We start from the raw sequence: 13,036 nt of genomic DNA on the forward strand, positions 1-13,036 counted from the left end.
GTCCTGGTCCGGTCCCCGCGCCCTGTCCCTGGGCGCGGGGCGGGACGCCTCGTCAGGCGTCGGTCTTGACCGGCTCGCGGCCGGAGGAGAGGTCCGCCGTCGTGTTGCCGGAGGCCACCGCGGTGGTCGGCCTGACGGTGCGGATCAGGAACGGGACGGCGCCGGCCACGATGCAGACCACGGCGGCGGTCCAGAACGCGTGCTTGTACGCGTCCAGGGTGGGCAGCGCGATCGGGATCGGCAGCTTCATGGTGTCGCCGGTGAGGATGGCGGCCATGACGGCGGTGCCGATCGCGCCGCCGACGGTGCGCAGCACGGCGTTCATGCCGTTGGCGATGCCGCTCTGCTCGACCGGGACGGCGCCGTTGATGTAGGCGGGCATCGCCGAGAAGGCGAGGCCGATGCCGAGGCCGAAGATGGCCGAGGAGAGGTAGATGTCCCCCTCGTGGCTGTGCCGCAGGGCCAGGTAGGCCATCGCGACGGCGCCGAGGACGCCACCGAGGACCAGCGGCAGGCGGGGGCCGCGGCGGGCGATCAGCAGGGCGCCGAGCGGGGCGGCGACCATCGAGCCGAGGGCGGAGGGCAGCAGCATCACACCGGCGTGCAGCACGGTGGCGGTGAAGCCGTAGTGGGCGAACTTCTCCGGGGTCTGGGCGAAGTTGCTGATCACCATGAACGAGCCGTACATGCCGAAGCCGATGAGCAGGCCGGCCAGGTTGGTGAAGGCGACGGCCGGGCGGGACATCATCTTCATGTCGACCAGCGGGTGCTTGACCTTGACCTCGATGACGCCCCAGAGCAGGGCGACCACGGCGGCGACGGCGAACAGGCCGAGCGTCTTGGTGGAGGTCCAGCCCCAGTGGTTGCCCTGGCTGACCGCGACCAGCAGGGCGGAGAGCCAGCCGGCCAGGGTGATGGCGCCGAGCGGGTCGGCGCCGCCCTCCTTGTCGGTGACCGGGTCGCTGGGCACCCGGAAGGCGACCAGGGCGATCGCGAGCAGGCCGAAGGCCAGGCCCATCCAGAAGATCGACTTGTAGCTCCAGTGCTCCAGCAGCAGGCCGGTGGCGACCAGGCCGAGGCCGCTGCCGACGCCCATCGAGGCGCTGATGGCGGCGACGCCGCCGGTCACCTTCTGCTTGGGCAGCTCGTCGCGGACGATGCTGATGGCCAGCGGGAGCACGCCACCGCCGGCGCCCTGGAGGACGCGGGCGACGACCAGCCAGGTGAAGGAGTGGGTCGAGACGGCGAGCGCGGAGCCCGCGACCAGGCCGGCGAGCGAGATCAGCAGCATCGGCTTGCGGCCGCGCAGGTCGCCGAAGCGGCCGAGCAGCGGGGTGAGCACGGCGGCGGACAGCAGATTGGCCGTCATCAGCCAGGTGATGCTGGAGCCGGAGACGCTCAGTTCCTTGGCGAGCGAGGGCAGGATCGGAACGACCGCGGTCTGCACCACGCTGAACGACAGCATCGCCAGGATGAGGGCCGGCAGGACCCGGGCGCTGCTCTGCTTCTCGGTCGTGGTGGTGGGCTGTGGTGCCTCACTCACGGTTGCTTCCTTCCGTACATAGTGAATGAACTGAAGTAACCATGCAGGGAGATACTTCAGTGTGTCAAATATTCATTGGTTAAGCCTTGGTAAAAAGGAAAGACCCCGGCCATGATCGGCCGGGGTCCAACGGTTCCGGGCGGGTCAGGCGAGCGGCCGCAGCGGAGCCGGGCGGGCCTGGTCCTCGACCGCCGGATGGGCGCGTGCGCGGCGGACGGCACCGGGGTCGAGGCGGCCGCGGTGTTGTCGTGGACCTCGACGTGCTCGCGGCGCAGCTCGTCCCGGACCACCTCCTCGGCGGTGTACCGCTCGACCACCAGGCGGACCCGCTCGATCGGCGCCAGGTACTTGCGGACCACCGGGCGCTCCTCGCGAAGGGTCACCTCCTCCACCGCCTCGGCGATCTCCTTCTCGCTGAGCGCGGCCCGCTCCGCGTCGCCGACCGGCATCCGCTCGACCCGGACCCGCTCGCGGACCACCGCGACCCGCCGCTCCACCGGCTCGCTGGTGACGTACTTGCGCAGCTTTGCGGTGCCCAGCACATGCCACTCGGTGGTGATGTCCAGACGCTCCTCGCGGCAGGTGATCTCCACCGGGCCGCTCGGGGCGGAGGCGGCGGGGCCGTCGGCCTCGGGGTGCGCGGTGCCCGCGGCGGGGACGGCGGCCGGGGCGGCCGACGGGGCCGCCGGGGTGTGCGGGCGCGGCTCGGCGGCCTGCTGCGGCGCGGCGGGTGTCGTCGTGGTGGGCAGGGGCGTGGCGAGGGTCCGCACGGGGGCCTCCGGGGCGGGGTCGGACGGCTTGCCGAGGTCGGCGGCCGGGCTCGGGACGGGGGTGGGGGACTGGTGGAGGCCGAGCGGCTTGGCCGGATGCGCGGTGCCCGTGCCGTTGGTCGTACCGGTGCTGTTGCCGGTGTTCGTGACGTTGGTGGCGCTCGTGGCGTTGCCGGCGCCCGGGGCGTTGGTGGCGCTCGTGGTGTTGGCGGCGGCCGCGCCCACTGCGGCCGTGCCCACCGCGGCCGTGCCCACCGCGGCCGTTCCGGCTGCCGTGCCCCGGTCGGCAGTGGTGCCGAAGTCGAGATCGGCCGGTTTCGATCCCGAGCCGTCACCCGCCGACGGCCGGCCGTCCACCGGGGTGTCCAGCCCGTAGTAGCGGTAGAGCTGAAGCTCCTGGGCGGGCGACAGGTGCTGGCCGACGCCGAAGTCCGGTGATTCCTTCACCAGGGACTTGTCGTACGGCACCCGCAGCTCGTCGCCGGAGAACTCGCTCGTGGTCAGGGGGACGAAGGCGTCCCGGCCGAAGATGCCGGTCCGCACGGCCGCCCATTCGGGCCGACCGGTGGCGTCGTCGAGATACACCTCGTCGATGGTGCCGATCTTGTCCCCGTTGCGGTCGACCGCCTTGTGGCCGATGAGGTCCCGGGGGTCGATGTCGGTCTGCACTCATTCCTCCAGTGCGGTGATCCTGCGGAACTCCCGCAGGACGACGGCCGGCCCGCCCGCCCGGTCCGCCACTTCACACCAAAAGCCATGAACCGGACCCGCGCGACCGGGGCGGGGCCGGACGGGCGCGGCGCTGAGCCGTCCGGGGCAGGCCGGGTGCGCGGCCCCGGCGGCGAAGTGACCGGACGCACCCGTGATCGTCGGGCCTCCCGCTGGTACCCTGGGCGCGACCGCCGAGCCCGCGCGGGAGAGTCCCCGGCAGTGGAAACCGCTGGTCGGGGCGCCGAAGGAGCAACTCCTCCCCGGAATCTCTCAGGCATCCGTACCGTGCGGGATAGGTCACTCTGGAAAGCAGGGCAGGAACGCGGGCGAGGGAGCCGGCGGACCCCACCCTCACCGACGGTGCAAGCCGGCGGGGCGTCCCACGGCGCTCCGCGCGGGCGAAGCTCTCAGGTCCCGATGACAGAGGGGGAGGCCTGTCGGGTTCGTCCGACCGGGTCCTCCGCTGTTGTCCGCAGCGGCGAGGCACCCCGGCGTGCGCACCCCCGCCGGTCCGTGACCAGGAGGCCTCGACCACCATGAACGCCCAGCCGAACTCGGGACGCCCCACCACCCCCGCGACCCTCACCGAGCTCGAACAGGCCAGCCCCTTCGAGAACCGCCACATCGGCCCCGATGCCGCTGCGCAGGAGAAGATGCTGGCCCACGTCGGCTACGGCTCGCTGGACGAGCTGGCCACCGCCGCCGTTCCCGAGGCGATCCGCTCGATCACCGCGCTGGACCTGCCCGACGGCCGCTCCGAGGCCCAGGTCCTGGCCGAGCTGCGCGAGCTGGCCGACCGCAACTCCGTCCTCCGGTCGATGATCGGCCTGGGCTACTACGGCACCTTCACCCCGCCGGTGATCCTCCGCAACGTCATGGAGAACCCGGCCTGGTACACCGCCTACACGCCGTACCAGCCGGAGATCTCGCAGGGCCGCCTCGAGGCGCTGCTCAACTTCCAGACCCTGGTCGCCGACCTGACCGGCCTGCCCACCTCCGGCTCCTCGCTGCTGGACGAGGGCACTGCGGCCGCCGAGGCGATGGCCCTGGCCCGCCGCGTCACCAAGGTCAAGGGCGGTGTCTTCCTGGTCGACGCCGACACCCTGCCGCAGACCGTCGCGGTGATCAACACCCGTGCCGTGCCGACCGGTGTCGAGGTGGTCGTCGCCGACCTGTCCGAGGGCATCCCGGCCGAGATCGCCGAGCGCGGCGTCTTCGGCGTGCTGCTCCAGTACCCGGGCGCCACCGGCGCGGTCCGCGACCTCGCCCCGGTGATAGAGCAGGCCCACGGCCTCGGCGCGATCGTCGCCGTCGCCGCCGACCTGCTCGCGCTCACCCTGCTGAAGTCCCCGGGCTCGCTCGGCGCCGACATCGCCTGCGGCACCTCGCAGCGCTTCGGCGTGCCGATGGGCTTCGGCGGCCCGCACGCCGGTTACCTCGCGGTGCGCGCCGAGTACGCCCGCTCGCTGCCCGGCCGCCTGGTCGGCGTCTCCGTCGACACCCACGGCAACCGCGCCTACCGTCTGGCCCTGCAGACCCGCGAGCAGCACATCCGCCGTGAGAAGGCCACCAGCAACATCTGCACCGCCCAGGTGCTGCTCGCCGTGATGGCCTCGATGTACGCCGTCTACCACGGCCCCGACGGCCTGGCCGACATCGCCCGCCGCACCCACCGCTACGCCGCCGCGCTGGCCGAGGGCCTGCGGGCCGGCGGGGTCGAGCTGCTGCACGGCGAGTTCTTCGACACCGTCACCGCGGTCGTCCCGGGCCGCGCCGCCGCGATCGCCGCCGCCGCCCGTGCCAACGGCATCAACGTCTTCCAGGACGGCGAGGACCGGATCTCGGTCTCCACCGACGAGACCACCACCCGCGAGGACCTGGCGGGCGTCTGGGCCGCGTTCGGCGTCGAGGCCGTCGAGGTGGCGGAGAACGCCGACACCCTGCCCGCCGCGCTGCTGCGCGAGGACGAGTACCTGACCCACCCGGTCTTCCACAGCCACCGCTCCGAGACCGCCATGCTGCGCTACCTGCGCCGCCTGTCGGACCGGGACTACGCGCTGGACCGCGGCATGATCCCGCTGGGCTCCTGCACCATGAAGCTCAACGCGACCACCGAGATGGAGTCGGTGACCTGGCCGGAGTTCGGCCAGCTGCACCCCTTCGCGCCGGTCGACCAGGCCGCGGGCTTCCTCACCCTGATCCGCGGCCTGGAGCAGCAGCTGGTCGAGGTGACCGGCTACGACGCCGTCTCCATCCAGCCGAACGCCGGTTCCCAGGGCGAGCTGGCCGGTCTGCTGGCCGTCCGCGCGTACCACCACGGCAACGGCGACACCCAGCGCGACATCTGCCTCATCCCGTCCTCCGCGCACGGCACCAACGCCGCCTCCGCGGTCATGGCCGGTATGCGGGTGGTCGTGGTCAAGACCCTGGTCGACGGTGACGTCGACGTCGAGGACCTCAAGGCCAAGATCGAGCAGCACCGCGACAACCTGTCCGTGCTGATGGTCACCTACCCGTCCACCCACGGCGTGTACGAGACCCAGATCACCGAGATCTGCGGCCTGGTGCACGAGGCCGGCGGCCAGGTCTACGTCGACGGCGCCAACCTCAACGCCCTGGTCGGCCTCGCCAAGCCGGGCAAGTTCGGCGCGGACGTCTCGCACCTGAACCTGCACAAGACCTTCTGCATCCCGCACGGCGGCGGCGGCCCCGGCGTCGGCCCGGTCGCGGTGCGCGCGCACCTCGCGCCGTACCTGCCGAACCACCCGCTGCAGGCGGAGGCCGGCCCGGCCACCGGTGTCGGCCCGATCTCGGCCGCCCCGTGGGGCTCGGCGGGCATCCTGCCGATCTCCTGGTCCTACGTCCGGCTGATGGGCGGCGAGGGCCTCAAGCGCGCCACCCAGGTCGCGGTGCTGAGCGCCAACTACATCGCCAAGCGGCTGGCCCCGCACTTCCCGGTGCTCTACACCGGCCCCGGCGGCCTGGTGGCGCACGAGTGCATCATCGACCTGCGCCCGCTCTCCAAGGAGACCGGCGTGACGGTGGACGACATCGCCAAGCGCCTGATCGACTACGGCTTCCACGCGCCGACCATGTCGTTCCCGGTCGCCGGCACGCTGATGATCGAGCCGACCGAGTCCGAGGACCTGCACGAGATCGACCGGTTCTGCGACGCGATGATCGAGATCCGGGCCGAGATCGAGAAGGTCGGCTCGGGCGAGTGGGCCGCCGACGACAACCCGCTGCGCAACGCCCCGCACACCGCCGCCACCCTGGCCGGCGACTGGGCGCACGGCTACTCGCGGCAGGAGGCGGTCTTCCCGGCCGGCGTGAACCCGGCGGACAAGTACTGGCCGCCGGTCGGCCGGATCGACGGCGCGTACGGCGACCGCAACCTGGTCTGCTCCTGCCCGCCGATGGACGAGTACGGCGCCTGATCCCGGCGCGCCGTCCGGACCGGACGGCGGACGGAACGGCATGCGACAGGGCCCCGGCGGTGTTTCCGCCGGGGCCCTGCCCTGTGGTGCTCCGTGGTGCCCTGTGGTGCCCCGTGGTGCTCGGCTGTGCCTGCGGCTCGGGCGGCTGGTGCTGCCGGGGTGCGGCCGGTGCGTCGCCCCCGGGTCGGCCCGGCGGCTCAGACCGCGCTGGCGGCCGGACGGCGCGGGGCGATCACCCGGCCGTCGGGCAGCAGCTCGCCGGTGTCCTCGAAGAGCAGGACGCCGTTGCAGAGCAGGCTCCACCCCTGTTCCGGGTGACAGGCCACCGTGACGGCGGCCTCGCGGTCCTCGGACTCGGCCGACGGACACTCAGGACGGTGCTGGCACATACGCGTACCCTCGCTTCGCTCCGCGATCCTCCCCGTGATGCGGTGCCGCCGGATGGCCGTCGGGCGCCGCCGCGGCGGTCGGATCCTGTCCGGCGCCGGGCCAGGTGTGGACCGGCGCTCAAGTGGGTAGGACAGGAGGTCCTTCCACGCTGGTTCCCAGTGTCGGCATCCCGGGACCCGCGCGCAGCGATTTCGTGACACGCGCCACAACCCCCGGCCAGAGATCACCCGTTCAGGTGGTGAGCGGCCGGAATCGGTGCCGGACGGGTCATGGGTCCGACGGTCCGTCCGGGCCATGCCGGATGGCCCGGACGGGTGGGTCCGGACGGGTGAGCCGATCGGGTGGCGCCCGACGGAGGTCGTCGAGGTGGTCGTCGAGGTGGTCGGCGACGGGTCAGAGCGCCCCGGAGGCGAGCCGCGCCGGATCGGCGTGGGTACCGAGGAGCAGCGGGCGGGCGATCGGTGAGCGGGCGAGCGGGCCCCGGGCCAGGACCGGCAGCAGTTCGGCGGCCGGGTGGGCGCGGTGCGCGGTGACCCCCATCGGCGCCGGGGCCAGTGGGATCAGCAGATCGGCGCCGGGACCGCCGTCCGGACTGTGCAGCCACAGCGCCGTCGCGTACTGGCCCGGGAAGGTCAGCAGCCTCGGCTGGCAGCGGGTCCGGGAGGCCTGGGCGAGCTGCCACGCCTGGCGCAGTGCTCTGACGGTCGAGTCCAGATAGGGGCCGGCGGTGAAGTGCGAGAAGGCATGGCCCTCGGGGCCCTGCACCACCTCGGCCGCTGCCGCGACCTCGGTGCCGTCCTTGATCAGGAAGCGCCATCCGGTCCGGCGGGCGGCGGCGAGTTCGGCCCGCGGCCCGTCCAGGACGTGGACGGCGAGCGGGTGCGCGGGGAGGAGGGGCCCGGTCGGACGGCGCAGCGCGGCGGCGGCGGGCTGGCGCAGCGCTGTCTCCGAGTCGAGTGCGGCGAGCACCGCGCGCAGGGCACTGGGCGGGGGCTGGGGGGTCTGCAGAGTCATGGCAAGGTCGCCTCTCCGTGCGAGATCGGCGTGCGAGTGCGGCATACCGGCATGGCGGGTGCGTCGGCGGTGACGGGACCTGGGCCTTGTCCGGTTGGGCAGGATCGCGGTGCCGGCGCGGCGGCCGTCCTCGGGTCTCGGGCGATGGCCGGCCGCGCCGTTGGCGCAGTGCGAATTCTACTCGAACAGGTGCGCAGGGTGACCTGTTTATCACAGGCGGTGGCGCCGGGCAAGTCGGCAGTTGAGCTGAAACAGCGTCAGTTCCCTTGCATTGCAAGCCATTCGAAGCATTCGGGTATCGATCTTCGGGGTGGGCATGATGCTTGCACGGTCGAGGGCCGGCCGGCTCAGGAGGAGGGGACCATGGGCGAGAAGGTCGTGGCGACTCGAGCGGAACTGTCGGACCGGCAGATGTACCGCCGCAAGCTCCAGTCCTGCCTGGAGACGCTCGGCCGGATGCTCCGCGAGGACCGCTTCGACCGTCCGAAGGCCGTGATGGGCCTGGAGATCGAGCTCAATCTGGCCGATGAGCAGGGCCTTCCGGTGCTGAACAACGCGCAGGTGCTCACCTCGATCGGCTCCGCCGACTTCCAGACCGAGCTCGGCCGCTTCAACATCGAGGTCAACATCGCGCCGCACCGGCTCGGCGGACACGTCTTCGAGGAGCTGCGCGAGGAGATCGACACCGGCCTCCGCTACGCCGACCGGAGGGCAGGGGAGGCCGGTGCGCGGATCGTGATGGTCGGCATCCTGCCGACCCTGGAGCTCGACCACACCGGGCTCGACGCGATGTCCCACAACCAGCGGTACAGCCTGCTCAGCGACCAGATCCTGGCCGCCCGCGGCGAGGACATCACCCTGGACATCGAGGGCGTGGAGCACCTCGAACTGGACTCGATCACGATGGTCGCCGAGGCCGCCGCGACCTCGCTGCAACTCCACCTCCAGGTCACCCCGGAGCGGTTCTCCTCGGTCTGGAACGCCGCCCAGGCGATCTGCGGGCCGCAGCTCGCGCTGGGCGCCAACTCGCCGTTCCTGTTCGGCCGGGAGCTGTGGCGGGAGACCCGGCCGGTGCTGTTCCAGCAGGCCTGCGACACCCGTTCGGCGGAGCTCAAGGCCCAGGGCGTGCGGCCGATCACCTGGTTCGGCGAACGCTGGGTGGACTCGGCCTACGACCTGTTCGAGGAGAACCTGCGGTACTTCCCGGCGCTGCTGCCGATCTGCGACGACGAGGACCCGGCGAAGGTGCTGGCCTCCGGCGGGGTGCCGAGGCTCGCCGAGATGCGGTTGCACAACGGCACCATCTACCGGTGGAACCGGCCGGTGTACGACGTCAGCGGCGGCGTGCCGCACCTGCGGGTGGAGAACCGGGCGCTGCCGGCCGGGCCGACCGTGGCCGACACGCTCGCCAACGCCGCCTTCTACTACGGCGTGGTGCGGGTGCTGGCCGAGCAGTCCCGGCCGATCTGGACCAGGCTGCCGTTCGAACTGGCCGACGAGAACTTCCGGCAGGCGGCCCGGTACGGCATCGACGCGGAGTTCCAGTGGCCCCGGTCCGGCCGGGCCGGGCGCGGCGGCGGGACGACCTCGGTCTCCGCCGTCGACCTGGTGCTCAACGAGCTGCTGCCGATGGCGCACCAGGGGCTGGACGCATGGGGTGTGGAGCCGGCCGACCGGGACCGCTACCTCGGCATCATCGAGCAGCGCTGTCTGCGCCGGACCAACGGCGCGGCCTGGCAGAGCGCGACCTTCCACCGGCTGCGCGAGCAGTACGGGACGGACCGCCCGTCCGCGCTCGCGGCGATGACCCGGCGCTACATGGAGCACATGCGCGGCGGCGAGCCGGTGCACACCTGGCCGGTGGGGTAGGCCCCGCCCCCGGATCCTCCCCCGATCCACCCCGGGGCCCGCGCGGCGGGCTGTGGAAGGATGACCGCTCCGGTCCGCCGTCGTCGTCCGCCGGTGGCCGGAGCACCGTCCGCCCGCCGCCGTCCGCGCTGGAGCACCCCCGTGACGACCGTTCCGACCGCACCGGAGACCGCGAAGCCGACCCGTCGGCTGCTCGGTGTGGAACTGCTGACCGTCCTCGGCCTCTCGCTCGGGGCGAGCGGTGTCGGCGCGCTGATCAGCTTCACCGGCTCGCTCACCGAGACCCTGAAGCTCGGCCAGCAGGTGGCCACCCTGAACGGCTCGCGCGCGCCCGGCCGGCCCTGGCTCGACCTGGTCTGGCAGCTCTACTACATCGGCCGCGGGCTGATGCCGGTCGTGCTGGTCGGCTATCTGCTGGTCCGCGAGGGCGTGTCGCTGCGGGTGCTGGGCTTCGACCTCGGGCAGAAGCTGCGCGACCTCGGCCGTGGCGCGGCCGTGGCGGCGGCGATCGGCGGCTCCGGGCTGGTGCTCTACCTGGGCTCGCAGGCGGCCGGCTACAACCTGACGGTCGCGCCGTCCGGGCTGCCGGACGTCTGGTGGCGGATCCCGGTGCTGGTCCTCTCGGCCTGGCAGAACGCGATCCTGGAGGAGGTCGTCGTCCTCGGCTACCTGCTGCGCCGGGTGACGCAGCTGGGCTGGACGTGGCCGGCCGCGCTGGCGGCGAGTTCGCTGCTGCGCGGTTCGTACCACCTGTACCAGGGGGTCGGCGGGCTGGTCGGGAACATCGTGATGGGTGTGGTGTTCTGCCTGCTGTACCGGCGTTGGGGGCGGGTGATGCCGCTGGTGGTGGCGCACGCGCTGATCGACACGGTGGCGTTCGTCGGGTACGCGCTGCTGGCCGGGCACGTCGGTTGGCTGCCCACCGGCTGACCGGGGAGGACACCGCGGGGCCGCGACCGTCAGCCGGCCGCCCGGCGCTTGACCGGGGACGTCGCGCCGGGTCGCGGCGGGCGGGACAGCAGCCGGTCCACGTGGCGCCGTTCGAGCCCCTCGCCGGGGTCGATCGGCAGCAGCACCCGGTCGCGCCGCCAGAGCGAGCCGCGGACCAGACGGGGCGGGATGACGTCGTCGATCCAGGCGAAGGGGCGGCCCGCCGCGTAGCGCAGCAGGGGTGCCCACTTGCGGGCGGAGAACATTTCCATCAGCGGGACACGCGGGTCGCCGGGCTGCGGGACGTAGCCGGTGAAGCGGACGAAGGGCAGCTCGGGAAGGCCGATCGCCGGGGAGATGTGGGTGTTGGCGTGTTCTTCCCACGTTGTCGCCCAGACCAGTTCGTACGTCCCGGCCAGTTCGCGCAGCCAACTGCCGTGGCGGGCGGAGAGCAGCACGGTGTAGCCGAGCAGGGTGTGGACGTCGAACCCGGCCCCGGGGTGGGGACAGACCGGGTTGAGCACGCCGTCGACGTCCAGGAACAGCAGTGGCTTCGGCATCGGGCGCCCCCCAGGTCTCGTGCGTCGTCACCTGGTCGGACGAGCCGGGACCCCCGGCGGTTGCCCGCCGAAGGGCGCACACGGGGGCGCACCGGGGGCGCTCGGAGTGGGCCGCGATCCGGCTCACTGCGCCGTGACGGGCTCCGGGCTCACTGCGCTGCCACGGGCTCCGGGAGGAGGTCGGCGGGCGGCTCGGCGGGGCGTCGGGAGAGCCGGCGGACCTGCGGTTCCAGCAGGACGGCGGCGCTGAGCACCAGGGAGACCACCGCGCAGGTCCAGAGCGCGCCGGACAGGCCGAGCAGGTCGGCGGCCGGGCCGGCGAGGGCGGTGCCGAGCGGCGCCAGCGAGAGCGAGCCGAGCTCGTCGTAGGCGGCGACCCGGGAGAACGCCTCGGCCGGGATCTCCTGCTGCAGCGCGATCATCCAGTTGACGCCGAAGACGGTGACGCCGACGCCGGAGAGGAACATCGCCGCGCAGAGCACCGGCAGCGGGGCGGACACCGCCAGGGCCAGTGCGGGCACGCCGAACAGGAACACACCCCAGTTGCCGACCAGCAGGATCCGGCGCGGCTGCCAGCGGACCATCAGCACACCGGTGGCGACCAGGCCGACGCCGTAGGCCGCCATCGCCAGGCCCCAGTCGCGGGCGCCCCCGAGCCGTTCCTTCGCCACGGCGGGCCCGTACACCGCCTCGACCGCGCCGACGCAGGCGACCAGCACCGAGAACTGGAGCACGATGACCCAGAGCCAGCGGCGGGAGGAGAACTCCTGCCAGCCCTCGCGCAGGTCGCGGAGCATTCCGCCGTCCTCGGCCGGGGCGCTCGGCGCCTGCGGTTCGAGCAGGAAGCGCAGCGCGGCGGCGGCCAGGAAGCAGGCGGCGTCCAGGGCGAGCACCCACCCGGCGCCGACCGCCGCGGTCAGCGCGCCGCCGAGCGCGGCGCCGCCGATCTGCGCGCCGTTGAAGCCCATCCGGTAGACCGAGAAGGCCCGGGCGGCGTGCTCGGGGGTGACGCTCTCCAGGATCATGCCGCCGGAGGCGGGGGAGTAGAAGGCGTAACCGGCGCCGGCACCGGCCGAGAACAGCATCAGCTGCCAGAGTGTCGGCTCGCCGGTCAGGACCAGGAGGGCGAGGGCGCCCTGGGAGACGGCGCTGAACAGGTTGGCGCCGACCATCACATGGTGGCGCGGCAGCCGGTCGGCGAGCGCGCCGCCGATCACCAGCAGCAGGACGGTGGGCAGCAGCCGGGCCGCGGTGACGTAGCCGACGTCGGCGGTCGAGCCGCCGCCGTCGAGGATCGCGAAGGCGGTGGCGATGGGGGCGCCGGCGTTGCCGAGCCCGCTGACCACGGTGGCGGCGGTCTGGATCCGGAAGTTGCGGCTCGCCCAGGCGAAGCGGCCGGTGGGCGGGGGCGGTGACTGGCTCTGCACTCCGCGACTATGCCGGGGCGGGTGGTCCGTGTCCATCCGATAAACGGACCGACGCCGGGGCGCCCTCGGGGGCTCAGCCCAGGTGGCCCCAGAGGAAGGCCAGGGTGCGCTTCCAGGCGATCGCCGCCTGGAGCGGGTCGTAGGTGCCGAGCAGGTTCTCCTCGTTCATGAAGGCGTGCCCGGCCGGGTAGAAGTGGAACTCCGGGCGGATGTCGGTGGCCTCGCCGATCCTGATCGCGGCCTCGTCGACGGCGGCCATCGGGAGGGAACGGTCGTGCTCCCCGTAGTGGCCGAGCACATGGGCGGTCAGGCCCCGGTACTCGAAGTCCGGGTCGGGCGGCAGGCCGTAGAACGGGACCGCCGCCGCCACCCGGTCGCCCTCGGC

Annotated in this window: 10 protein-coding genes and 1 riboswitch; of the genes, 3 read left to right on the forward strand and 7 right to left on the reverse strand. The window is 72.9% G+C overall.

The window, feature by feature from the left end; all coding sequences use genetic code 11:
* Positions 1–52 precede the first annotated feature (52 nt).
* Entirely contained in the window at positions 53–1,543 is a 1,491-nt protein-coding gene (locus VR45_RS31600; RefSeq protein WP_078897008.1) for an MFS transporter, read from the reverse strand.
* A 56-nt stretch (positions 1,544–1,599) separates the two neighbouring features.
* Positions 1,600–2,982 carry a PRC and DUF2382 domain-containing protein gene (locus tag VR45_RS44660; protein WP_078897009.1) on the reverse strand — a complete coding sequence of 461 codons (1,383 nt, stop codon included), beginning with the start codon at positions 2,980–2,982 and terminating at the stop codon, positions 1,600–1,602.
* A 234-nt stretch (positions 2,983–3,216) separates the two neighbouring features.
* Positions 3,217–3,320: riboswitch (glycine riboswitch) on the forward strand.
* A gap of 240 nt (positions 3,321–3,560) precedes the next feature.
* On the opposite strand from VR45_RS44660, the gene gcvP reads away from it, so the two are divergent.
* Positions 3,561–6,461, forward strand: a complete 2,901-nt coding sequence (gene gcvP / locus VR45_RS31610; RefSeq protein ID WP_045943306.1) for an aminomethyl-transferring glycine dehydrogenase — start codon at positions 3,561–3,563, stop codon at positions 6,459–6,461.
* Positions 6,462–6,658: 197 nt separating this feature from the next.
* Here gcvP and VR45_RS31615 read toward each other — a convergent pair whose 3' ends face one another.
* Positions 6,659–6,850: a DUF5999 family protein gene (locus tag VR45_RS31615; protein WP_045943307.1), complete on the reverse strand. Its 192-nt coding sequence runs from the start codon at positions 6,848–6,850 to the stop codon at positions 6,659–6,661.
* A gap of 394 nt (positions 6,851–7,244) precedes the next feature.
* Positions 7,245–7,865: a hypothetical protein gene (locus VR45_RS31620; protein WP_045943308.1), complete on the reverse strand. Its 621-nt coding sequence runs from the start codon at positions 7,863–7,865 to the stop codon at positions 7,245–7,247.
* A gap of 363 nt (positions 7,866–8,228) precedes the next feature.
* On the opposite strand from VR45_RS31620, the gene VR45_RS31625 reads away from it, so the two are divergent.
* Both VR45_RS31625 and VR45_RS31630 read left to right on the forward strand, forming a co-directional pair.
* On the forward strand, positions 8,229–9,734 hold the full coding sequence (locus VR45_RS31625) for a glutamate--cysteine ligase (RefSeq protein ID WP_045943309.1): 1,506 nt from the start codon (positions 8,229–8,231) through the stop codon (positions 9,732–9,734).
* Positions 9,735–9,875: 141 nt separating this feature from the next.
* A complete protein-coding gene (locus tag VR45_RS31630) occupies positions 9,876–10,664 on the forward strand; it encodes a CPBP family intramembrane glutamic endopeptidase (protein WP_045943310.1) in 789 nt (262 codons plus the stop codon).
* A gap of 29 nt (positions 10,665–10,693) precedes the next feature.
* Here the strand turns inward: VR45_RS31630 and VR45_RS31635 are convergent, their stop codons facing one another.
* From VR45_RS31635 to VR45_RS31645, 3 genes are all read right to left on the reverse strand, one after another.
* Positions 10,694–11,224 carry an HAD domain-containing protein gene (locus VR45_RS31635; protein ID WP_045943311.1) on the reverse strand — a complete coding sequence of 177 codons (531 nt, stop codon included), beginning with the start codon at positions 11,222–11,224 and terminating at the stop codon, positions 10,694–10,696.
* 149 nt (positions 11,225–11,373) lie between these two features.
* Entirely contained in the window at positions 11,374–12,651 is a 1,278-nt protein-coding gene (locus tag VR45_RS31640; RefSeq protein WP_045943312.1) for an MFS transporter, read from the reverse strand.
* Between the two features lie 73 nt (positions 12,652–12,724).
* Positions 12,725–13,036: dienelactone hydrolase family protein (locus tag VR45_RS31645; protein WP_045943313.1), on the reverse strand; the 312-nt coding region annotated here is incomplete at its 5' end.

The sequence above is a fragment of the Streptomyces sp. NRRL S-495 genome (assembly GCF_000966955.1).
Classification (GTDB): Bacteria; Actinomycetota; Actinomycetes; order Streptomycetales; family Streptomycetaceae; genus Kitasatospora; species Kitasatospora purpeofusca.

Excerpts from the sequence above, each read along its gene's own strand:
- gcvP (WP_045943306.1), top strand. The coding sequence starts at position 3,561 with ATGAACGCCCAGCCGAACTCGGGACGCCCCACCACCCCCGCGACCCTC.
- VR45_RS31625 (WP_045943309.1), top strand. The coding sequence starts at position 8,229 with ATGGGCGAGAAGGTCGTGGCGACTCGAGCGGAACTGTCGGACCGGCAG.
- VR45_RS31615 (WP_045943307.1), bottom strand. The coding sequence starts at position 6,850 with ATGTGCCAGCACCGTCCTGAGTGTCCGTCGGCCGAGTCCGAGGACCGC.
- VR45_RS31620 (WP_045943308.1), bottom strand. The coding sequence starts at position 7,865 with ATGACTCTGCAGACCCCCCAGCCCCCGCCCAGTGCCCTGCGCGCGGTG.
- VR45_RS31635 (WP_045943311.1), bottom strand. The coding sequence starts at position 11,224 with ATGCCGAAGCCACTGCTGTTCCTGGACGTCGACGGCGTGCTCAACCCG.